The 20238-nt window shown below is 68.2% G+C and carries 23 protein-coding genes; 11 read left to right on the top strand and 12 right to left on the bottom strand.

Annotated elements, in window-relative coordinates; all coding sequences use genetic code 11:
* Positions 1-4: 4 nt before the first annotated feature.
* Positions 5-949, bottom strand: a complete 945-nt coding sequence (locus ACFWY6_RS10645; RefSeq protein WP_384687828.1) for an EamA family transporter — start codon at positions 947-949, stop codon at positions 5-7.
* A gap of 147 nt (positions 950-1096) precedes the next feature.
* Here ACFWY6_RS10645 and ACFWY6_RS10650 point away from each other — a divergent pair, with 147 nt between their 5' ends.
* Entirely contained in the window at positions 1097-1648 is a 552-nt protein-coding gene (locus ACFWY6_RS10650) for a MarR family winged helix-turn-helix transcriptional regulator (protein WP_384687829.1), read from the top strand.
* Between the two features lie 14 nt (positions 1649-1662).
* Here ACFWY6_RS10650 and ACFWY6_RS10655 read toward each other — a convergent pair whose 3' ends face one another.
* The 8 genes from ACFWY6_RS10655 to ACFWY6_RS10690 all read right to left on the bottom strand — a co-directional run bounded on the left by ACFWY6_RS10655 (position 1663) and on the right by ACFWY6_RS10690 (position 8366).
* A complete protein-coding gene (locus ACFWY6_RS10655; RefSeq protein ID WP_384687830.1) occupies positions 1663-2937 on the bottom strand; it encodes a hypothetical protein in 1275 nt (424 codons plus the stop codon).
* A 29-nt stretch (positions 2938-2966) separates the two neighbouring features.
* Positions 2967-3620, bottom strand: coding sequence for a hypothetical protein (locus tag ACFWY6_RS10660; protein WP_384687831.1), 654 nt, complete (start codon positions 3618-3620; stop codon positions 2967-2969).
* The gene (locus ACFWY6_RS10665) at positions 3617-4810 is read right to left on the bottom strand and encodes a putative T7SS-secreted protein (RefSeq protein WP_384687832.1); all 1194 of its coding nucleotides are present in this window, start codon (positions 4808-4810) and stop codon (positions 3617-3619) included. Before ACFWY6_RS10665 ends, ACFWY6_RS10660 begins: the two co-directional genes overlap by 4 nt.
* Positions 4807-5112, bottom strand: a complete 306-nt coding sequence (locus ACFWY6_RS10670; RefSeq protein WP_384687833.1) for a hypothetical protein — start codon at positions 5110-5112, stop codon at positions 4807-4809. The genes ACFWY6_RS10665 and ACFWY6_RS10670 overlap by 4 nt, the downstream gene beginning before the upstream one ends.
* An 86-nt stretch (positions 5113-5198) precedes the next feature.
* A complete protein-coding gene (locus tag ACFWY6_RS10675; RefSeq protein ID WP_384687848.1) occupies positions 5199-6221 on the bottom strand; it encodes a hypothetical protein in 1023 nt (340 codons plus the stop codon).
* A 50-nt stretch (positions 6222-6271) separates the two neighbouring features.
* The gene (locus ACFWY6_RS10680; RefSeq protein ID WP_384687834.1) at positions 6272-6919 is read right to left on the bottom strand and encodes a hypothetical protein; all 648 of its coding nucleotides are present in this window, start codon (positions 6917-6919) and stop codon (positions 6272-6274) included.
* Between the two features lie 400 nt (positions 6920-7319).
* On the bottom strand, positions 7320-7502 hold the full coding sequence (locus ACFWY6_RS10685; protein WP_384687835.1) for a DUF397 domain-containing protein: 183 nt from the start codon (positions 7500-7502) through the stop codon (positions 7320-7322).
* A gap of 12 nt (positions 7503-7514) precedes the next feature.
* Positions 7515-8366: a helix-turn-helix domain-containing protein gene (locus ACFWY6_RS10690; RefSeq protein WP_384687836.1), complete on the bottom strand. Its 852-nt coding sequence runs from the start codon at positions 8364-8366 to the stop codon at positions 7515-7517.
* 306 nt (positions 8367-8672) lie between these two features.
* Between ACFWY6_RS10690 and ACFWY6_RS10695 the strand changes: the two genes are divergently transcribed.
* Positions 8673-9062 (top strand): ATP-binding protein, encoded by a 390-nt coding sequence (locus ACFWY6_RS10695; RefSeq protein ID WP_384687849.1) that lies wholly within the window; start codon positions 8673-8675, stop codon positions 9060-9062.
* On the opposite strand, the gene ACFWY6_RS10700 is transcribed toward ACFWY6_RS10695, so the two are convergent.
* A complete protein-coding gene (locus tag ACFWY6_RS10700; RefSeq protein ID WP_384687837.1) occupies positions 8984-9985 on the bottom strand; it encodes a LysR family transcriptional regulator in 1002 nt (333 codons plus the stop codon). The two genes, ACFWY6_RS10695 and ACFWY6_RS10700, sit on opposite strands and share 79 nt — an antisense overlap.
* A 50-nt stretch (positions 9986-10035) precedes the next feature.
* Here ACFWY6_RS10700 and ACFWY6_RS10705 point away from each other — a divergent pair, with 50 nt between their 5' ends.
* From ACFWY6_RS10705 to ACFWY6_RS10725, 5 genes are all read left to right on the top strand, one after another.
* Positions 10036-10635: an RBBP9/YdeN family alpha/beta hydrolase gene (locus tag ACFWY6_RS10705; protein WP_384687838.1), complete on the top strand. Its 600-nt coding sequence runs from the start codon at positions 10036-10038 to the stop codon at positions 10633-10635.
* Positions 10636-10678: 43 nt separating this feature from the next.
* On the top strand, positions 10679-10933 hold the full coding sequence (locus ACFWY6_RS10710; RefSeq protein ID WP_384687839.1) for a CopG family transcriptional regulator: 255 nt from the start codon (positions 10679-10681) through the stop codon (positions 10931-10933).
* Positions 10930-11364 (top strand): type II toxin-antitoxin system VapC family toxin, encoded by a 435-nt coding sequence (locus ACFWY6_RS10715; RefSeq protein WP_384687840.1) that lies wholly within the window; start codon positions 10930-10932, stop codon positions 11362-11364. Before ACFWY6_RS10710 ends, ACFWY6_RS10715 begins: the two co-directional genes overlap by 4 nt.
* A gap of 639 nt (positions 11365-12003) precedes the next feature.
* Positions 12004-13344, top strand: coding sequence for a nitrate/nitrite transporter (locus tag ACFWY6_RS10720; RefSeq protein ID WP_384687841.1), 1341 nt, complete (start codon positions 12004-12006; stop codon positions 13342-13344).
* Positions 13345-13519: 175 nt separating this feature from the next.
* Positions 13520-14659, top strand: coding sequence for a uroporphyrinogen-III synthase (locus tag ACFWY6_RS10725; protein ID WP_384687842.1), 1140 nt, complete (start codon positions 13520-13522; stop codon positions 14657-14659).
* A 10-nt stretch (positions 14660-14669) separates the two neighbouring features.
* Here ACFWY6_RS10725 and ACFWY6_RS10730 read toward each other — a convergent pair whose 3' ends face one another.
* The gene (locus ACFWY6_RS10730) at positions 14670-15065 is read right to left on the bottom strand and encodes a type II toxin-antitoxin system VapC family toxin (protein ID WP_384687843.1); all 396 of its coding nucleotides are present in this window, start codon (positions 15063-15065) and stop codon (positions 14670-14672) included.
* Positions 15062-15301 carry a hypothetical protein gene (locus tag ACFWY6_RS10735; protein WP_384687844.1) on the bottom strand — a complete coding sequence of 80 codons (240 nt, stop codon included), beginning with the start codon at positions 15299-15301 and terminating at the stop codon, positions 15062-15064. The genes ACFWY6_RS10730 and ACFWY6_RS10735 overlap by 4 nt, the downstream gene beginning before the upstream one ends.
* Before the next feature lie 122 nt (positions 15302-15423).
* Here ACFWY6_RS10735 and ACFWY6_RS10740 point away from each other — a divergent pair, with 122 nt between their 5' ends.
* The 4 genes from ACFWY6_RS10740 to ACFWY6_RS10755 all read left to right on the top strand — a co-directional run bounded on the left by ACFWY6_RS10740 (position 15424) and on the right by ACFWY6_RS10755 (position 20010).
* Complete coding sequence (locus ACFWY6_RS10740) at positions 15424-16011, top strand: CGNR zinc finger domain-containing protein (RefSeq protein WP_384687845.1); 588 nt, start codon at positions 15424-15426, stop codon at positions 16009-16011.
* Positions 16012-16116: 105 nt separating this feature from the next.
* On the top strand, positions 16117-16698 hold the full coding sequence (locus tag ACFWY6_RS10745; RefSeq protein ID WP_135334888.1) for a sigma-70 family RNA polymerase sigma factor: 582 nt from the start codon (positions 16117-16119) through the stop codon (positions 16696-16698).
* Positions 16695-17504, top strand: a complete 810-nt coding sequence (locus ACFWY6_RS10750; RefSeq protein WP_360766279.1) for a zf-HC2 domain-containing protein — start codon at positions 16695-16697, stop codon at positions 17502-17504. Before ACFWY6_RS10745 ends, ACFWY6_RS10750 begins: the two co-directional genes overlap by 4 nt.
* Before the next feature lie 103 nt (positions 17505-17607).
* Entirely contained in the window at positions 17608-20010 is a 2403-nt protein-coding gene (locus ACFWY6_RS10755; protein WP_384687846.1) for a HelD family protein, read from the top strand.
* Positions 20011-20238 lie beyond the last annotated feature (228 nt).

Genomic DNA, 20238 nt, shown 5'->3' on the forward strand with positions numbered 1-20238 from the left:
TGCTTTACGGGTGCTGTCGGGCCGGACGGCGACCCTGCCCGACCAGGACACTCGCCACGACGAGGACGAGCCCGCCCACCTGCCAGAGGGTGAGGGTCTGCCCGAGCAGAACCAGTCCGGCGAGGGTGGCGACGACGGGGTTCGTGAGTCCGAGGAACGACACGGACGAGGCGGGGAGGCGCTCGATGCCGCGGAACCAGAGGGCGTAGGCGATGGCGGTGCCGATGATGCCGAGGTAGGCGTAGCCGGCGAGGTTGGCGCCGGTGAAGTGGTCGGGGAGTCCTTCGGTAGTGAGGGCGATGGGTGCCAACACCAGGCCACCGGCGGTCAGTTGCCACCCGGTGAGGGCGAGCAGCGAGACGCCTTCCGGGCGTCCCCACCGCTTGCTCAGTACGACGGCGAGGGCCATCAGCGTCGTGGCGACCAGCATGGCCACGATTCCCGCGAGGTCGACGGACGCGTTGCCGCGCAATACGAGGAGGGCGACGCCCGCGACTCCGACGAGCCCGGCGGCGAGGGTGCGACGCGTGGGCCGCACCTTCAGTACCCCGATGCCGAATCCCGCGACCAGCAGCGGCATGACGGCGCTGATGGTCGAGGCGACGCCGCCGGGGAGGTGGTAGGCGCCGAAGAAGAGGAGCGGGAAGAACGCCCCGAAGTTGAGCAGGCCGAGGACGCCGGCCTTCCACCACCAGTCGCCGGTGGGCAGCCGCCGGGTGAGCGCGAGCAGGATGAGCCCGGCGGGCAGCGCGCGGAGCGCCGCGGCGAGCAGCGGGCGGTCAGGGGGCAGCAGCTCGGTGGTCGTGACGTAGGTGGTGCCCCAGGTGGCGGGGCCGATGGCGGCGAGGCCCGCGGCGGCGAGGGCGGAGGTGCGGGGGCTGCGGGTGGCGCTGCCGGTGGAGGTGCTGACGGTGCTGACGGTCCTGGCGGTCCTGGCGGTGGTGTGCATATCGGTTCCCCTCGTTTCCCCTCAACGCTGTTATTCTCAACGTTGAGATAAATATGGACCCCAGGGTCTGCGAACGTCAAGTATCTGAACGTTGAGATATCTGGTGATCCGGAGCCGGGGGCTTCGACGACGAGGAAGGAGCCAGGCGTGGCGGCTGAGCAGGAGACGGACCGGCGACCCGAGGTGGCAGGCACCGACGCCATTGACGAGCTGCGAGCTCAGTGGCACCGCGAGCGCCCGGACATGGCGGCCGCGGGCCTGGACGCGATGGCCCTGGTGGGCCGCATCAAACGGGCGGACCACCTGCTGAGCAAAGGCATGAAACCGATCTTCGCTGAACACGGCCTGGAATTCGCCGAGTTCGACGTCCTGGCGACCCTCCGCCGGGTCGGCGCCCCGCACGAACTGACGGCGGGCGGCCTCCTGAAGTCCGCGATGGTGACGTCAGGCGCGATCACCAACCGCCTGGACAAGCTGGAACGCAAGGGCTTGATCGAACGCCACCCTGACCCGGCGGACCGCCGGGCGATTCGTGTGCGGCTGACGGGGGCGGGGATGGAGTTGGTCGATCGGGCGGTGGTCGATCATGTCGCCAACGAGGAGCGGATGTTGGCGGCTTTGTCGGCCGAGGATCGACGGGCGTTGGACGGGGCCTTGCGGAGGTTGTTGGTGTCGTTGGGGGACACGCACTTGGGGTGAATGCCGAACATAGATCACATCGGCGCCGCTGGTACTCCTGAGTCAGCGAGAGCAACAGCGATGTCCCTGGCAAAAGGAGAGCTGAGTTCGATGCCCTCGCCTGAGCGCAGAAGCAGGTCGATGCTGGGGTGAAGCCAGGCGGCGGTGGGCGGCAGGAAGACGACACCGGCTAGGTCGGCGAAGGGGATTGCAAGGGCGCTGCCGTCCGTGCCACGCAGGTGCAGGGCCCCCGGTTGGATGGCCAGAATGCCGGTGCGAGGCGGACCGGCATCCCAGGTGGACGGCGCCGCGTCGCTTCGCTCGGGCAGTGTGTTCAGGCCGTAGCGGACGGGATTGACGGCCGTCCCGGCAGTGAAGGACGGCCGGAGGGTATTCGCGGTCTCGGCGAGCAGAGCACTCTCCCGGCGTCGTTTGAGCTGGGCCAGCGGCGCTCCGAGTACCAGGAAGGACAGCGCGAAGAGCCCGAGGGCAGCCAGTACGGCGGCGTTCTTCGGACGAGCGACGACATAGACGATCCCGACGATGATCGTCGGGCTGAGGGAGGCGAGATAGAGCAGCGCCGGGTGGATGACGGACCGTTGGACCGGCTTCTCTCCCGCCAATTGCTCACGGCGAAGCTGGCGTATGCGCGCGCGCCCTCGTACCGCCTGTTCCCGTGCGGCCCAGCTGTAGCGAGCTGCGTACTTCTTGATCGGCGCCCAGGTGAACAGCCCGGCGACCAGCACGCCGGGCAGAGCTGCGGCGGCCTGCGGGTCGGCCGAAGATGCGATCAGGGCCGCCGCGAGAGTGATCAACAGGAGGAGAACGAGTCCCGCGTTGAGGAATCGCGCGTGGGGTGTCTGCGTCCCGTACGCGGTGGGGAACTGTGCGTCGTGCCCCCGGTCCACGGCAGCCCACTCGCGCAGCAAGTGCCAGCGCCGCCTGGCTCGGATTCGCCAGGCGCGCAGGACCAGTAGCGCAGGCACAGTGACGACCGCGAGCAGGACGGCGAACAGCACCGCGGACACCGCCACGTCGACAGTGTCGCTCGTGTCTGAGATGAGGGTGTCGGTCATCACGGCCGGCACGACCATCCCCGTGAAGGAGACCGCTAGCGCGCACAGGAAGAAGGCGGCTGCCCGAACCCTTGAAAGGTCCTCGCGAACCAGTGTGTCGAGTGCCTGTGTCTGAGCGCGCAGGAGTTCGGGGCGATCGGGCCAGGACTCGGGAGGGCCGGGCGGGTCAGGCATTGGTGCGGCACGCATGGGCGAGCGTCTCGTCGAGGGGCGGTCGCTGGTGGTGTCGGTCATCTGCTTCCTCTGTCACCCTGTCGGTCAGGTCACTTGCTTTCCGGAGTCACGAAGACCGAGTGTCCGGCTATGACGGCGACCAGGCCAGCTAGTTCCCGGACCTGATCGGGATCTAGGCACGTTCCCATGACCAAGAGTCCCCTGCCTCCTTCCGGAGGACAGCTCAGCACACCGGCCAGCCCCGTTCTCAGGTTGGGCGGCACATCGATCTCCCAGCCCGTCGGAACCTCCACCGGAGGTTGTGCCATGAACCCGACGCCGATGCCCATGTCCGTAGTGAATCGTTCGACATAAGCCATGCCCTCCAGGAACGCCTCGTCGAACACGCGGGACAGGAGTGCACCGAGGTCGAGTTCAGGGGGCCCTGGGGGGACGGCAACGATACCCGCGTAGACCTGCCAGACCACCTGTGCGCCCGTGCTGGGCAAGGGAGCGGTAACTACCCCGTTCATCAGCACGCCGTTGGCGAAGAGGTGGTCGTAGCGGAACATCAGGACGTCGGTGAACTCCTCCCTGCGCTCGTCCGGAGTGTCCGGATAGGTAAGGCGAATGAGTTCGGCACAGCGCGCTCGAGTTGCTTGCCTGTCGCCCCCATCGGCCATGAGATCGAACCAGTCCGGCGGGACGAAAAATTTGATGAAGCCGGGCTCGATGGTGGGAGCGGTCGTGGCGGGGCTGTTCATTCGGTTACCTTCGGCTTCTGCGTGGTCGGCCCGAATTCCCATTTGGCGATCTTGCCCACCGTCTCAATGGCGTCGCCGCCGCCCTCAGCCGTCATGACGTTGCCTGTCCAGGTCATGAAGAAGCCCGCAGTGCGTGAGGTCATGTCGTTCTGGCTCATGGCATAGCCGCCGCTACTTCCGGCAGCGCTGGATCCACCCATCGCAAGATGGAAGAACCCGAAGGGAACTTCCTTGTCCGGGCCTACGGCTTGGCGCGCCATGCGTGTTCCCCCCGCCAGTCTGGCTGCGGTGAGAACGTCGTCGCCGATCTTGCTGCCTACCTTGGCTAGGCCGAATCCTGCAGCGTCCATGATGACGTCCTTGGTCACCAGGGCCTTGCCGAAGCTTCCGGTCGTACCGACTGCCGATAGATAGTGCGCGGCGAGTGCCGTTCCCGAAAGGAACAGGGAGGCGGCTGCAAGGAACTGGAGACCTGGAATAAAGGCGAGGAGGCCAGTGAGGGCGCTAAGCAGGCCAGCGATGTCCCCGATCAGGTCCAACAGAGGGGCGAGCTTGCCCAGATACTCGATGGCGTAGTCGTGCAAGTCGGCAAGGAAGTCACCGATTTTATCGAGCAAACCACCGATTCTGTCTCCGAGTTTCTCCCAAAATCCAGGTTCGTTCGGGGCGATGTCGATGGCCTTCTTGAGGCGACCGGCTGCGGCTTTCCCTCCTTCCTCGTAATTTCCGTGAAGGGTCCGTGCCCGCTTGCGCACTTCTTCGACAGGGTCGGTCTCATCAGGCGTGCCGTTGGGTGAGTCCTTCTTCTGGCCCGACTCGGGCTTGTCCTTGGCCTTCTCCTTGGCAGTGGTGCGCTGGGCCTCGGCGGCTTCTCTTTCTAGGCTGCGCGCCACCTTCTGTTTGTCGCGCATGTAGTCGGCCCAGCCCCGGGCCACATCCTTGGCGCCGTCGAAGGAGTCGAAAGCGTCATCGATCTTCGGGCGAAAATCGTCATCGAGTAGTTCCCGGAAGGCGATGGCAGCCTTCCCGCGCCATTCGCCGTCGTCGGCTCCCCGGAGGACTCGTTTGATCTCACCGAGCGCGCCAGCCGTCTCGCGGATCGCGTCGGCCACTTTATCGACCGAATCGTGGTCACCAGGGCACGGAACGAATCCGAGGGTTGGGAAGGAGTCGACGGAAGGAGCGCTCACTTCTTCTTCGCCGCCTTCGACAGTTCAGCGGCCAGATCTACGTCGAGCTTGTTGAATGACTTCTCGATCGTGTCCAGCGTCTTCGCTGCCCCCTTGGCGAACTTCTTCATTTGGCTGATGCCATATTCCCACTCGTCGCCGAACTCATCCATGCGGCGCTCGAGTTCAGTGGCTCCCATGGCCTTCGCGTCGATATCGGCCATCGCGCGAATCGGCTTTCCGAGGAGATCTTCGATGTTGCGCAGATTGCGGCGTACTCGGTCCAGCATTTCGCCATCGATATAGAGGTCGCTCACGTGCATCTCCCCGTTTCTCGATTCCCCGCCTGCGCAACGTGTGCCTCAGCATCAGCAGCACGACTGGCCGGAGCACTAATCTGCTCACCCGGTCAGCGGTTGATGGACTGGATCTCCTGGACGTTCCTGTTCTGCGTGGTCTCAAAGGTGCCGTTCGGTAGATCGCCCTTTGCTCCGCCCGTGCCCTTCCAGGAGATCTCCCAGGTGACGGAAGCCTTCAGCTGGTACGGTTCGCCGCTCGTCGCGCGTTGGTACGCGATGCCGCAAGGAGGGTCCTGCTTGGACGCGCCCTCGGTGTACGGGGCGCCGATGCTGCCGTCCTCGTTGACCGGACAGTCGCCGGAGGCGGGGAAGGTTTTGGCGTCGTCGGTGCCCGGCTCCAGGTGCAGGGCCACCGGCTTCGCGGTCGTCACCGCGTACAGCGGGGTGTTCGGGAGTTCGGCGCGCACCGTGACGTCCTTGAAGACTGCCTTGTCCAGCCACACCCAAGTGGGCAGGTTCACCGTCGACTTGCCCTGCGGCTTCAGCTCGATCTCGGTGTCCGGGACGCGGATCTTGTCGTAGGCGTAGGCGGCCAGCACCTCGGGGGTGGGGGCGTTCGGGTCGTCGGGAACGGTGCCGGCGTCCTGCCAGAACATGTTCTTTGAGCAGTCCAGGATTTCCGGGTCATTCGCGCGGTCCCCGCGGGCTACCGCACGCCAGAACATGCCCTTCTCGCCCACGTTGTAGTTCTTGGTGGGTGTGTCGGTGAAGGTCGGCTCGCCCTTGTCGAATGCGTCGACGAGCAAGTCCTTGCCCCAGCGGCGTCCGAAGTTGACGGAGAGCAGGTCGCCCTTCTTCATCTGCTCCGTCGCGTCCTTGAGCTGCTCCGGCGTCGCGAGCGGTTCGTACCAGCAGGCTGGGGGCTTCCAGTTCGGGTCCACGGAGGCGAGACCACCGGCGGCCGGCTTGGCCGTGCCGCCGCCGGACTGCTTGACGACGATGCGGGATCGGGTGACCTCGGCCCCCAATTCCGGTCCGCTGGCTGTGCCTTGAGCGCTGTCGTCACCGGGCGGCTTGCTGCCCTCGCCGGAGTCCTCCCCCCAGCCGAAGGCGGCCGACGGTGTCAGCAGCATGATCGACAGGGAGGCCGCGGTGAGCGCCACCGTGCGATGGGACGACCTCCTCACTTACAGGCTCCCCGCTCTGTCTGGACCATCGTGGTCTTCCAGATGCCGTCATCGGTCTTGCGCAGCTTGGTCCGGTACAGCACGAAGGCGTCGTCGGCGGGGGTGGCGGTGACCTTGCCGGTCTTGCTGTCCTTGGTGGACCCCTTGCCCTCGTCTACGCAGTAGAAGAGGGTTCCCGAACCGTCCGGGCTGATGCGGGGCTGCGGCTGGTACACCCGGCCCTTGCCGATCAGGACCAGGTTCTTGTCCGTGAAACCCTTGACCCAAGCAGTTCCTGTCCGCAGGGCGTCGCTCTCGCTGTAGTAGGTGAGGGCGCTGTGCTGCGGGTCTCCCTTGATGATCGCGGCATACGAGGCAAGAAGGCGCTCCTTGCCGTCGTCCATGATCGCCTGCAGCTTCGGGTCGCTGTTCGTCCACCCGGTGAACTCCACCTGGAAGGACTTCGGCAGCTTGACCTCCGGCCGCTTGGCCCCGTCCGGCTTCGCCGACGCGTCGGCGGACGCTGAAGCGTCCTTGTCTCTGCCTTCGGCACCCTTGATCTTGTCGGCCGAGTCAGCGTCACTGTCGCCGGAACCGCATCCGGTCAGCAAGAGTGCGGTGGTTGCGGTGATCGCGACCGCAACGGGCAGGAAACGGCGGTTCACTTCTGACTCCAGTTGGGGCGACGGTGTCTTGGGCAACTGACGATGCCCAAGGTGCAAATGCTTTCATGCGAACAATCCGCCCCAGTCCGGGGGCAGTGAGTTGGCTGGTATCGCATGCATCGCAGGTTCACAGTCTGCGCACTCGTGATTGAACGCGGCATTTCAGACTGAAAGGGGCGTGGCGTCGAGAGGGTGTGCTGAAAGGGGCTGAGCACCTTAGAGGCACGTCATATTCGCCATGCGCACCGTCTGGGCGTTCCGTCCCGCCCCGGCTGGATTCCGAGCTTGGTCCGAGCCGAGCAGGGCCGCGACTGCTGGGCGCTGCCCCATGCATGGGTACGGACCTGTGGAACTCTCACGATGGAGATCGCCGCCAATGCAGTTCGGGCGTAGGGCAGCCTCAGTGTCGGGTCGTCTTGAGGGTGCGTATGAGGGTGCGGAGGCGGTCCGGGGTGGTGGTCATGATGATGTCCGGGTCGTCGCTTTCGCGGAGGCGGATGGTGCCGTCCGGGCTGGTAGCGACGTAGACGCAGTTCGATGCGTCCGGGCTGAACGAGGACTTCTGCCACTCGTGGTCGGTCACGGACGAAACCCTTCAGATGTCCTTGGCGATGCTGTGGATGAGGTCGCGTGATGCGGTGGACTTCAGTGCGCTTGTCTCCATGCGGTCCAGTACGAACCGGTACTTCGCCAACTGTGCCTCGGCATCCAGGAATTCGCAGCCATGGTGGGTGTCCAGCTGGACGGTGTCCAGTTGCGGAACCGCCCCCGCCACATAGTCGACGGATTGGCCCGTGCCCGGGAAGCTGTCGCTGCCAAAGGGGATGACTCGCACGGTGACGTGTTCGAGTTCGCTCATATCCAGGAGATGCCGGAGCTGGGCGCGGACCGTTGGAGGGCCCCCGTACCCCATGCGCAATGCGCACTCGTGGATGACTGCGCTGTAGGTGGGTGGGTTGTCTCGGTGCAGGATGCCCTGTCGCTTGATGCGATGCGTGACGCGGTGCTCGATTTCGTACTGCCGTAGCGGCGGGACCGCTTGGTTGAAGAGGGCGCGAGTGTGGTCGGTTGTTTGCAACAGCCCCGGGATGTGGATGACAACAGCCACTCGCAGTGCGGTCGCATGGTGCTCAAGCTCGGCGAGATCGATAAGGCCGACGGGCAGGTGCTCGCGGTACCCCTCCCACCAGCCGCGAGTGCGCCGTCCCGTCATAGCTGCCAGGGCGTCCACCAGAGAGTCGTCGGTGCATGTGTAGGCGCGGGCGGTGGCGCGGACGCGGTCGGCGCTGACCGGGGTGCGGCCCGTCTCGATCATGCTGACGCGGGCTTGGTTGACGCCGAGGTGCGCGGCGGCCTGCGTGGCGGTGAGGCCTGCTCGTTCGCGGAGTTTGCGCAGTTCGGCGCCCAGTCTCCGCTGGCGCAACGTGGGATTGCTGGTGGGCGGCAAAGTGCCTCCTTTCAGGCGGCGTTGAGGTCCGCTCGTCCCTCACACGTGTGAACGGGGGATGCTTCTCGCGTATCTAGTGAGAAGTATCTAACTCTCTGCTCTACCGTAATTCACGAACCGCTCAACTCGTGGCTTCTGCAAGGCGGAAGAGCACCACCACCGTGGCATCGCCACCGCACCGCGGGCCCGCGAACGCACAGAGTTCCCTCTCCTTAGGAGGCATTCATGCTCACGGTAGCCCCGCCCCAAGGCTGGTCCTACGCCCTTCACCTGCCCCACGATCCAAGAGCACCCCGCGTCGCCCGTATGACCTTGCGGGCCGCTCTCCACGGGCACGGGATGAGTGAACTGATCGACGTTGCTGAGCTGTTGACGTCCGAGATGGTCACCAATGCCTACCGGCACACCAAGGGTCCCGCCTCGCTGCGGTTGCGGTCCGTGCGGGCCGGGCGGCTTCGGGTCGGGGTGTGGGACAGCAGTCCCCTCATTCCCGCTCCCTTCGACAAGCCTCCCGGCGGCTTCGGGGCTCCCGTTCCGCCGGTGGACTCCGACGGTGGGCGTGGGCTGCTTCTCGTACGGCAGTGTGCTGATGCTTGGGGCGGGTGGCCGCTCGGGGATCAACTCTTCGGCGGTGGGGGGAAGTTGTTGTGGTTCGAGGTGGGGGTGGGGGCGGAGTGCGCGGGAGCTGTCGCCTGAAGGGTGGCTGCCGCCTGCGTCAGGTGGGTCAGCGTTGCCGTCAGTACGGGGTCCTGCTCCGCGCCCGAGCGGATCGCCGCGAAGACATGGCGGACCGGGGGGTCGCCCTCGGGGGTGCGGAGTACCAGGCCGGGGCGGTGCAGGGGTTGGAGGAGGCGGGGGATCAGGGCCACGCCCGAGCCTGCTTCCACCAGCGCCGCCAGGGACTGCCAGTCGTTCACCGCGTGGCGGATCTCCGGGGTGAAGCCTCCCGCCGCGCAGACCGAACGGGTCACCGCGCCGCAGCAGCTGCGGGCGTCTCCGACTATCCAGGGGTCGGTGGCCAGTTCGCGCAGGGGGATGCGGGGGAGGTGCGCCAGGCGGTGCTTGGCCGGTAGGGCTATGTCCAGGATGTCCGTCAGGAGGGGGGTCCGGGTGTAGCGGCGGTCCGTGAACGGGGGTGCCTGTGCGAAGTCCACCGCCACCGCTATGTCGATCTCGCCCGCGTCCAGGCGCGTGAAGAGGTCCGGGGGTTCGGCTTCTACGACTGAGATCGATATGTGGGGGTGGGTCGAGGACAGGGTTGTCATCGCTGCCGGCAGCAGGCCTGAGATTGCGCTCGAGAACGCGCCGATCGTCAGGGTGCCCCGTTGGCCCTGGCCCCACGCGGCGAGTTCGGCTCGGGCGCGCTCCAGCTGCGCCGCTATCGCGTCTGCGTGCTGCAGCACCACCCGTGCCTGGCCCGTGAGTCTGACGCCGCGGCCCTGGCGCTCGATCAGGGGTACGCCCAATTCGCGGGAGAGGGCCGTCAGTTGCTGGGACACCGCTGACGGAGTCAGGTGCATCGCCTCCGCGGTCTTCGCCAGGCTTCCCCTGCGGTCCAGTTCGCGCAGGGCGCTTAGGCGGCGCAGGTCCATCGTGAAGGTGCCGCTTACCTGTTCCATCCAGAAACATTAACTGGACCTGATGGGCGGCCGCCTCGACGATCGGTGTCATGACTCCGGCCTCGCACTCCTCCTTCTCCTTCTCCTCCTTCTCCTCCTTTCTGATCCTCCACGGGTGGCAGAACCATCGGCCCCAAGGGCATTGGCAGCGGTGGCTTGCCGGTGAACTCGCCGGTCGTGGTGCTCGCGTGAGCTATCCGCAGCTTCCGGATCCCGATGAGCCGGATCTTGAGGTGTGGCTGGGGCGGCTTCAGGGGCTTCTCGATGGGGAGCAGGTCGTCGTCTGTCACAGCCTTGGTGTTCTGTTGTGGCTGCACGCCGTGGCCCGTGGCGGGGGCCGCGCCGAGCGAGTGCTGCTGGTCGCGCCGCCCTCCGGCGACGTGCTTGCGCGGTACGCGGAAGTTGCGGGGTTCGGCGGGCCCGAGGTCAGTGCCGCGCAGGTGGCCCGTGCTGCCGGTGCGACCCGGCTCGTTGCCGCCGACGACGATCCCTTCTGTCCCGGCGGTGCCGCCGCGCGGTACGGCGTGCCGCTCGGGCTCGACAGCGATGTCGTACCGGGTGGCGGGCACCTGGATCTGGACGCGGGGTACGGGGCCTGGCCTTCGGCCCTCGGCTGGTGTCTGGATCCTGCGGTGCGGGTGTCCGCGTAGCCGGGGCGACGGTAGCCACATATGCCGGAGGTAGCATATGTGCATGACGATGAAGCGGACCATGGTCTACGCCGACGCCGAGGACATGACCGTCATCAAGGAAGCGGCCACCGAGCGCGGTATAAGCGAGGCCGAGATCATCCGTGAGGCGCTCCATCTCGCGGCGCTGCGATACCGGCGCCGGGGGAAGCCGCTGGGGCTGCGCCGGTTCGACAGCGGGGATCCGACGCTCGCGGACCGTGCCGACTCCATCGTGCGGGAGTCGATGGGGCGAGGTTCGGCGGGGGACGAGGATTGATCCTCATCGCGGACACCTCGGGGATTCTCGCCGCCTTCGACACCGCGCATCCGTCCAGTGACCGGGCTTATCAGGCCATGGAGGAAGCGGGGCTCACGGTCTTCTCGCCGCTTGTTCTGGCCGAGCTGGATCACGTGGGGCGGCGCGAGCTCGGACCGGCGCGGACGCGCGGCATGCTGGAGGACATCGTCGGCGCCGCCGATCGTGGGGACTTCGCGATCGCCGAGACCGGGCCTTCCGTGCTGCTCCGGGCGCAGCGAGTTCAGGCGCGGTACGCGGCGCTCTCCCTGGATCTCGCGGACGCGGTGAATGTGGCGTTGGCGGAGGAGTACGAGACGGATGCGATCCTCACTCTTGATCGCCGGGACTTCCGCACGGTCCTGCCCCTGACGCAGCACAAGGCGTTCCGTGTGCTGCCGGACGATCTCTAGCAGCACCGGCTGCGGTATTCGTGGGCGGCCACGGATACCGCAGCCGGGAGCTGTTGCTTCGAGGGTCTCTCATGGTCTCTTGGTCTCTGAACCGCTCTGGCGGCTAACTGATCCTTGAACAGGCTTTCGCTGCGTGCGCAAGGCGGACGCCTAGGTCCTGTAGCTGCGTGTTGCACCTGGACACCCTGTTCGTACCCGTCTGGCGGCACGCCTTCTTGACACCCTTCCCCACTACGTAGCCCTCAACGGCTACGTAGCCCATGCACCGTGTCGCCTTGGCCTCATTCGAAGGCGCGGCAGCAGCCGGTGCAGCCATGGCGATGGGTGCGACACCGACAGCCGCAACCATGCAAACAGTCGTCAGCGCGCGCTTTGTCTTCAAGAGCTTCACGCTCTCCCCTCCCGTTTCTGTGGCTTGAGGCTTCTGCCTGGCCACGAGCAAGAGGACCATGAGTGTTTGTCTGACTTCAGAAGGTCACGTCGATTTGGCTTGATCCGTACAGCCCCGCCCTCACCGCCCACCCCACCCCCACGTGAGAGCAACGTTCCCCGCCGGTCACCGCGTGGCACAGGGCTGAAACCCGGTCTCCCTACCTTCGAGGCCATCAGCCCTAGCTGTGGGAGATGCGGAGGCCTGTCATGTCATGGATTCAGCGGTGGGACCCGGAAGACGACACGTTCTGGGAGGAGGAAGGCGAGCGGGTCGCCCGGCGGAATCTGGTGTTCTCGATCCTCTCCGAGCACATCGGCTTCTCCATCTGGACCCTGTGGTCCGTGATGGTGCTCTTCATGGGGCCCGAGTACGGGATCGACCCCGCCGGGAAGTTCTTCCTGGTGTCGATGGCGACCCTCGTCGGGGCCGTCGTCCGCGTCCCGTACACCTTCGCCGTCGCCCGCTTCGGCGGGCGCAACTGGACGATCATCGCGGCCAGCGCGCTCCTCGTCCCGACGACAGCCGCCTTCATCGTCATGGAGCCCGGTACCTCCTACACCACCTTCATGGTGTGTGCGCTGCTCACCGGAGTCGGCGGCGGCAACTTCGCCTCCAGCATGACCAACATCAACTCCTTCTTCCCCCTGCGGAAGAAGGGGTGGGCGCTCGGGCTCAATGCCGGCGGCGGCAACATCGGCGTACCCGTCGTGCAGCTCGCCGGGCTCGCCGTCATCGGGGCCGGCGGTGGGCCGCGGGTGCTGCTCGGGGTCTATATCCCCTTCATCCTCGTCTCCGCCGTCTGCGCCGCGCTCTTCATGGACAACCTCGCGACCGTGAAGAACGACACCGGGGCCGCCAAGGAAGCCGTACGCGATCCGCACACCTGGATCATGGCCTTCCTGTACATCGGGACCTTCGGGTCCTTCATCGGGTACAGCTTCGCGTTCGGGCTCGTGCTGCAGACCCAGTTCGGGCGTACGCCGCTGCAGGCCGCCTCCATCACCTTCATCGGGCCGCTGCTCGGCTCGCTGATCAGGCCCGTCGGCGGGCGGCTCGCCGACAAGTTCGGCGGGGCCAGGATCACGCTGTGGAACTTCGTCGGGATGGGCGCGGCCACGGGCGTCGTCGTCATCGCCTCCATGCGGGAGTCGCTCGCCCTCTTCGTCGCCGCCTTCGTCGTGCTCTTCGTGCTCACGGGGCTCGGGAACGGGTCCACGTACAAGATGATCCCCGGCATCTTTCAGGCCAAGGCCCTCCAGAAGGGGCTTGAGGGGGAAGCAGCCGCGGCCTACGGGCGGCGGCTCTCCGGCGCCTCGATGGGGCTCATCGGAGCCGTCGGCGCGCTCGGCGGGCTCGGGATCAACCTCGCCTTCCGGCAGTCCTTCCAGACCGTGGGGTCGGGGACCGGCGCCTTCGTCGCCTTCCTGGCCTTCTACGCGGCGTGCTTCTGCGTCACGTGGGCCGTATACCTTCGCCGCACCGCGGCCCCCGAGGCGGCCGAGCCGCACGCCGAGGCGAAGCCCCAGCTCACGTACGCGGAAGTCTGAGCGAAGCCTCGCCGTAGCCTGGCGTAACACGTACGACATCGTGGTGATCCGGGGTTGTCACGGGCCCTTGGCAGGCTCGTTCAACCCCGGACCGGATTCAACCCCGGACCGGATACGAAGCGGCTCCGGAGCACGGAGCACCACACCATGCAGTACTAGCGGGACGAGAGCAGCCATGCACGCGAGCCAGCAGAACGGCCCCCTCGCCGGATTCACCGTCGGCGTCACCGCCGCCCGGCGCGCCGACGAGCTCGGCGCGCTGCTCCAGCGGCGCGGCGCCACGGTCCTGCACGCGCCGGCGCTGCGCATCGTCCCGCTCGCCGACGACAGCGAGCTGCTCTCCGCCACCAAGGAGCTGATCGACCACGCTCCCGATGTTGTGGTCGCCACCACCGCCATCGGGTTCCGCGGGTGGGTCGAGGCCGCCGACGGGTGGGGCTTCGGCGACGCGCTGCTCCAGTGCTTGCGGGGGGTCGAGCTGCTTGCCCGCGGGCCCAAGGTGAAAGGCGCCATCCGCGCCGCCGGGCTCACGGAGGAGTGGTCGCCCTCGTCCGAGTCCATGGCGGAGGTGCTCGACCGGCTGCTCGGGGAAGGCGTCGCGGGGCGTCGCGTCGCGCTCCAGCTGCACGGCGAACCGCTGCCCGGCTTCGTGGAGTCCCTGCGGGCCGCGGGAGCGGACGTCGTCGGGGTGCCCGTCTACCGGTGGATGCCGCCGGAGGACCTCGGGCCCGTCGACCGGCTGCTCGACGCCACCGTCGCCCGCGGTGTCGACGCCCTGACCTTCACCAGCGCGCCCGCCGCCGCGTCGCTGCTGGCCCGCGCCGAGGAGCGGGGCATGTCCATCGAGCTCTTCGCCGCCCTGCAGCACGATGTGCTGCCCGCCTGCGTCGGCCCGGTGACCGCACTGCCGCTGCAGGCGCGCGGGGTCGACACCGTGCAGCCCGAGCGCTTCCGGCTCGGCCCCCTCGTACAGATCCTGTGCCAGGAACTGCCTTCCCGCGCCCGTACGTTGCCCATCGCGGGGCACCGTATAGAGATCCGCGGCCATGCCGTCCTGGTCGACGACGAGCTGCGTCCGGTGCCGCCGGCCGGCATGTCGCTGCTGCGGGCGCTGTCCCGCCGCCCGGGGTGGGTGGTCGGCCGCGCCGAACTGCTGCGGGCGCTGCCCGGCGCCGGGCGCGACGAGCACGCGGTGGAGACGGCGATGGCCAGGCTGCGCACGGCGCTCGGCGCCCCGAAGCTGGTCCAGACGGTCGTCAAGCGCGGCTACCGGCTCGCGCTGGATCCGGCCGCCGGGTCCAAGTACGCGGAGTGAGGCGGCGCGGTCAGCCGATGACCTCGATCGTGCAGCGCGCGATCTTGCAGCGGCTGAGGCGGGCGTCACCGGTGACGAGGGGGCAGGCGAAGGCCTCGGCCGCGGCGATGTACGCGGCGTCATAGCCGGACACGTTCTGCCGCAGTTCCCACATGCGCGGCAGAAGTCGCTGCACCTGCACGGTCTCGATGGCGGCGCTCGCCAAGGAGGCCACCGCCGCGTCCGCGCGCTCCTGAGTGATCTTCCTGCCCAGGAGGCGCCCGCGCACCGCGTGAAACGTCTCGACGACGAGATGCTCCGGGGCCGCCCAGTGGTTGTCGCGCATCAGCCGGGCGCGCGCGGACTTGCCCGCGGGGCCGTCGCCCGTCAGCGCCTCCGTGAGAGTGGAGGCGTCGACGACGATCACCGCTCGCGCTCCGCCCTGGCGGCGTCGATCTCCGCCACGGTCTGTTCCATGGTGCCGTCCGCGCCGTCGGTGCGGTTCTCGAAGGTGCGGAGCAGGGCGATGTTGTTCGCCCGCGCCGCCTCGTCCGTGACGAGGGACAGGAGGTACCCCTGGAGCGATTGCCCCAGCTCCTGGGCGCGGCCGGCCAGTATGTCGCGGACCTCGTCCGGCACGTCGCGAATCTGCAGAGCTACCATGCATGCAGTATGCATGCGCGTATGACGCGGCGCAACCTTGTACGCCGGGTTCCGCCCCCGCCCAAGGGCAGGCACTGTAGGGGGAGCACTCACCGGTAACCCCACAAGGCGGTGACAGGCGCATGGCGTTGGGCATGGACCCGGCCACGTTCGAGCTGCGATTCGACTCCGGGCGGAGCTGTCTGGATCTCGTGGCGACGACCCATCCGACGGAGCGGCTCGACTCGGTGGACCGGCTGCGCGCCTGGCTCGCGGGCGCCGGGCTCGTCCCGGACCGTACGGCGCTGCCGGGCGCGGGCCCCGGCTGGCTCATCGCCTTCCGTGAACTGCGCGGCCACATCGGGCAGTTGGTGCGCGGCGAGCTGGAGGGGCGGTCCGCCGACGGAGCGCTCGCCCGGGTCAACGCGTTCGCCGCGGCGGCCCCGCCGTCCGCCCGCGCGATCCGGCGCCCCGACGGCTCCCTCGTCCGCGTACTGAACGGCGACCCGGGCTGCGCGGCACTCCTCGCGGCGGTCGCCCGCGACACGGTCGACCTGCTCACCGACCCCGCGGCGCGCGCCCTCCTCCGGCAGTGCGAGGGCGACAACTGCCCCATCGTGTATCTGGACACATCGCGCGGGCGGCGCCGCCGCTGGTGCTCGAGCGAGGTGTGCGGCAACCGCGAGCGGGTGGCCAGACACCGGCGCAGGGCGGCGCTGGCGAGGGCGTGATCAGAAAAGTTCGTGACGCGGTTGAACACCTGCCCCGCTTCACACGTACATCCCGGGTGAGCCAGTCAAGACGAGCCCGACGAAGTGCGGACACCGGAGGCAGACGTGCGCAAGGATTCCGCCGTGGCCGATGAGCGCCCGCAGGGGCGACCGCACCGACATCGCCTGGTCCAACGTGGTGGACCCGACGAGGAGTTGATGCGCGCGCTCTACCGCGAGCACGCGGGTCCACTTCTCGCCTATGTGCTCCGACTTGTGGCGGGAGACCGGCAGCGCGCCGAAGATGTCGTACAGGAAACGCTCATCCGTGCCTGGAAGAACGCCGGTCAGCTCAACCGAGCGACCGGTTCGGTACGCCCCTGGCTGGTGACGGTCGCCCGGCGCATCGTCATCGATGGCCACCGCAGCCGGCAGGCCCGGCCGCAGGAGGTCGATCCCTCACCGCTGGAGGTCATCCCCGCGGAGGACGAGATCGATAAGGCGCTGTGGCTGATGACTCTCTCGGACGCTCTCGAGGACCTGACTCCCGCACATCGGGAGGTACTTGTCGAGACCTACTTCAAAGGGCGTACGGTCAATGAGGCGGCTGAGACGCTGGGTATACCCAGTGGGACGGTGCGCTCGCGGGTGTTCTACGCGCTGCGCTCGATGAAGCTGGCGCTGGAGGAGCGGGGGGTGACGGCATGAACGAGTTCCCGTACGAGTCGGCAGGCGGGCACGGCGCTCCCGATGTGCACGAGACCGTCGGTGCCTACGCCCTCGGCATCCTGGACGACGCGGAGGCGACCGCCTTCGAGGCGCATCTGGCGGGCTGCGAGTACTGCGCGCGCCAGCTGGAGGAGTTCTCCGGCATGGAGCCGATGCTGGCCGCGCTCGCCGACTTCCCCGGCGCCCGCGGCGTACGCCCCGTACCGGAGATCGGCGAGCAGCTCGCCGCCCGGCCGAGCCCCCGCCTCGCGGACCGGCTCGTGGACGAGGTCGCCCTCAAGCGCGAGCAGAAGCGCAGGCGCGGCTTCTACCTGGTGGCGGCCGCCGCCGCGCTGATCATCGGCGGTCCGCTCACGGTCCTCGCGGTGAGCGACGACGGCGGTGGCACGAAGGACGTGGCGGGCGATCCGCACCCCACGAGCCCCGCCGAGGACGCCTTCTTCAACCACATGGACGACAAGATCAAGGCCACCGACCCGACGACCAAGGTCAGCGCCACCGTCGGCACGGAGAAGAAGGCCTGGGGCACGCACACGGTCCTGGAGCTGAAGAACGTGAAGGGCCCGCTCAAGTGCTCGCTGATCGCGGTCGGCAAGGACGGCGAGAAGGAGACGGTGACCACCTGGTCCGTCCCGAAGTGGGGCTACGGCATCGAGGACAGCTCGAACAAGTGGGCGCGCAATCCGCTGTACGTCCACGGAGGCGCCGCGATGGACCGGAACGACATCGACCACTTCGAGGTGACCACCTTCGACGGCAAGCGTCTGGTGGAGGTGGACGCGTAGTCGACGCGTGATCGTCGCGCAGGAGAAGTGCACATAGGGGCCCCCTTTCGCGTACGGTAGACGGCTGCTCGGTAGGGCAGCTGCACGCAGGAAAGGGGCCTCGGTGGCCGACGTACGCGACCGCGAGATCAGCGTCGAACAGGAACATCTCGACCAGGTCTACCGGCGTCTCGAGGAGAAGATCCACGAGGCCGAGTTCCTGATGAACGACGCGGCCAAGCGCTCCCAGGTCGGCACGCCGGGCGCGCTTGCCGAGCGGGACGCGCAGGTCTTCCGCGCGGGCGTCCATCTCAACCGGCTCAACAACGAGTTCGAGGACTTCCTCTTCGGGCGCATCGACCTGCTGCTCGGCAAGGACGGCAAGAAGGGCCCGGACGGCGCGTACACGTCGGTCGAGCCGGCCGAGGACGCGGTCTCGGCGAACAACACCGCCGAGATCGCCGAGACCCTGCACATCGGCCGCATCGGCGTCCTGGACGCTGACTACTCCCCGCTCGTCATCGACTGGCGCGCCCCGGCCGCCGCGCCGTTCTACCGCTCGACGCCGGTCGACCCGGGCCGTGTCGTACGCCGTCGGGTCATCCGCTCCAAGGGCCGCCAGGTCCTCGGCGTCGAGGACGACCTGATGCGTCCGGAGCTCACGGCGACCCTGAAGGGCGAGACGCTGCCCGTCATCGGCGACGGCGCCCTGATGGCGGCGCTCGGCCAGGCCCGCAGCCACACGATGCGGGACATCGTGGCGTCGATCCAGGCCGAGCAGGACATGGTGATCCGCGCGCCCGCCGCATCGGTGACGTACGTCGAGGGCGGCCCCGGCACGGGCAAGACCGCCGTGGCGCTGCACCGCGCGGCGTACCTCCTCTACCAGGACCGCCGCCGGTACGCGGGCGGCATCCTCATCGTCTCGCCGACCCCGCTGCTCGTGGCCTACACGGAGGGAGTCCTTCCGTCGCTCGGCGAGGAGGGCCAGGTCGCGATCCGCGCGGTGGGCTCCCTGGCCGACGAGCCGGGCGCGGAGGCCACGGTCTACGACTCCCCGGCGGTGGCAAGGGTCAAGGGCTCTTCGCGGATGCTGCATGTCCTGCGGAGGGCGGCGAGGGGCGCGCTCGAAGGTACGACGACAGCTGTGGGCAGGCGTTCCGCAAGGGCCGAACGGGTGGGCACAGCGGACCCGCACACTGCAACGGCGAACACCCCCACCGAACCGGAGCAGCTCACCTTCGGCGAGGAAGAATCGGACCTGCAAGTCCCCGCCGAGACGCCCACCCGCCTCCGGGTAGTGGCATTCGGCCGCCGCCTGGAGCTGGAGTCCGACCAGCTGACCCGCATCCGCCGCAACGCGCTGGGCGGCACGGCCCCGGTCAACCTCCTGCGCCCGCGCGCCCGCAAACTCCTCCTGGACGCCCTGTGGTCGCAGTCCGGCGCGGCAGGACGCCACAGCGACCCCGAACTCGCCGCCGAACTCCGCTCGTCCTTCGACGACGACATCACGTCCGAGGACGACTTCATCCGCTTCCTGGACGCCTGGTGGCCCGAGCTCACGCCGCGCGCGGTGCTCTCCGCGATGAGCGACGAGCGGCGCCTCGGCCGCTGGGCCCGCCGCGTCCTGAACCCCGGCGAGGTCCGCAAGGTGGCCCGCTCCCTCAAGCGGGACGAGCTCTCCGTGCACGACGTGGCGCTCCTCGACGAGCTCCAGGCGATTCTCGGTACGCCGCCCAAGCCCCGCAAGAAGAAGGACCTGGACCCCCTCGACCTGCTCACCGGCCTCGACGAGCTGATGCCGCAGCGCGAGGAGTCGCAGCGGGAGCGCGCCGAGCGGCTCGCGGCGGAGCGCACCGAGTACGCGCACGTCATCGTCGACGAGGCGCAGGACCTCACCCCCATGCAGTGGCGGATGGTGGGCCGCCGCGGCCGGCACGCCACGTGGACGGTCGTCGGCGACCCGGCGCAGTCCTCCTGGTCCGACCCGGACGAGGCGGCCGAGGCCCGTGACGAGGCGCTCGGCACCCGCCCGCGCCGCCGCTTCACGCTCACCGTCAACTACCGCAACCCCGCCGAGATCGCCGAACTCGCCGCCAAGGTCCTCGCGCTCGCGATGCCGGGCTCCGAGTCGCCTTCGGCGGTCCGGTCCACCGGTGTGGAGCCGCGGTTCGGCGTCGTACGCGACGGGGACCTCGGCAAGTCCGTGCGCGACGAGGCGGCGCGCCTCCTGGAGCAGGTCGACGGCACCGTCGGCGTCGTCGTGGCGATGAACCGGCGCGAGCAGGCGGCGCGCTGGCTCGCCGGGCTCGGCGAACGGGTGGTCGCGCTCGGCAGCCTGGAGGCCAAGGGTCTGGAGTACGACGCGACGGTCGTCGTCTCGCCGGCGGAGATCGCTGACGAGTCCCCGGCGGGCCTGCGGGTGCTGTACGTGGCGCTGACGCGCGCGACCCAGCAGCTGACGGTCCTGTCGGGCGAGCGCGACGAGCCGGACGCGGACGGGGTCCCGGACCTGCTCCGAGACTGACATCCGAGGATGACTTCAGGGACTTGTCGGGACGGGAATTGCCTTACGGGGATCGTTTGTTACCGTTGATGTGGCACCGGCCCGATCCAAGCCCCCGGGCCCAACCTTCGTCGCTACGAGCGACCACTTGCCGCGAGGCGAGCATGGCGGGTCGGTGTCATTTACGTAGGAGAGGTGGGGGGGCGCCCCCGGACTAGAACTCAGTAGGGTTTGGGGCACCCCGAGAGC

Source organism: Streptomyces sp. NPDC059037 (assembly GCF_042740015.1).
In the GTDB taxonomy this organism is placed as follows: Bacteria; Actinomycetota; Actinomycetes; order Streptomycetales; family Streptomycetaceae; genus Streptomyces.

Bases quoted from the DNA above. Each gene is read 5' to 3' on its own strand.
- ACFWY6_RS10645 (WP_384687828.1), bottom strand. From the start codon at position 949: ATGCACACCACCGCCAGGACCGCCAGGACCGTCAGCACCGTCAGCACC.
- ACFWY6_RS10655 (WP_384687830.1), bottom strand. From the start codon at position 2,937: ATGACCGACACCACCAGCGACCGCCCCTCGACGAGACGCTCGCCCATG.
- ACFWY6_RS10660 (WP_384687831.1), bottom strand. From the start codon at position 3,620: ATGAACAGCCCCGCCACGACCGCTCCCACCATCGAGCCCGGCTTCATC.
- ACFWY6_RS10670 (WP_384687833.1), bottom strand. From the start codon at position 5,112: ATGCACGTGAGCGACCTCTATATCGATGGCGAAATGCTGGACCGAGTA.
- ACFWY6_RS10675 (WP_384687848.1), bottom strand. From the start codon at position 6,221: ATGCTGCTGACACCGTCGGCCGCCTTCGGCTGGGGGGAGGACTCCGGC.
- ACFWY6_RS10695 (WP_384687849.1), top strand. From the start codon at position 8,673: ATGACCTTGCGGGCCGCTCTCCACGGGCACGGGATGAGTGAACTGATC.
- ACFWY6_RS10700 (WP_384687837.1), bottom strand. From the start codon at position 9,985: ATGGAACAGGTAAGCGGCACCTTCACGATGGACCTGCGCCGCCTAAGC.
- ACFWY6_RS10705 (WP_384687838.1), top strand. From the start codon at position 10,036: ATGACTCCGGCCTCGCACTCCTCCTTCTCCTTCTCCTCCTTCTCCTCC.
- ACFWY6_RS10710 (WP_384687839.1), top strand. From the start codon at position 10,679: ATGACGATGAAGCGGACCATGGTCTACGCCGACGCCGAGGACATGACC.
- ACFWY6_RS10720 (WP_384687841.1), top strand. From the start codon at position 12,004: ATGTCATGGATTCAGCGGTGGGACCCGGAAGACGACACGTTCTGGGAG.
- ACFWY6_RS10725 (WP_384687842.1), top strand. From the start codon at position 13,520: ATGCACGCGAGCCAGCAGAACGGCCCCCTCGCCGGATTCACCGTCGGC.
- ACFWY6_RS10735 (WP_384687844.1), bottom strand. From the start codon at position 15,301: ATGGTAGCTCTGCAGATTCGCGACGTGCCGGACGAGGTCCGCGACATA.
- ACFWY6_RS10740 (WP_384687845.1), top strand. From the start codon at position 15,424: ATGGCGTTGGGCATGGACCCGGCCACGTTCGAGCTGCGATTCGACTCC.
- ACFWY6_RS10750 (WP_360766279.1), top strand. From the start codon at position 16,695: ATGAACGAGTTCCCGTACGAGTCGGCAGGCGGGCACGGCGCTCCCGAT.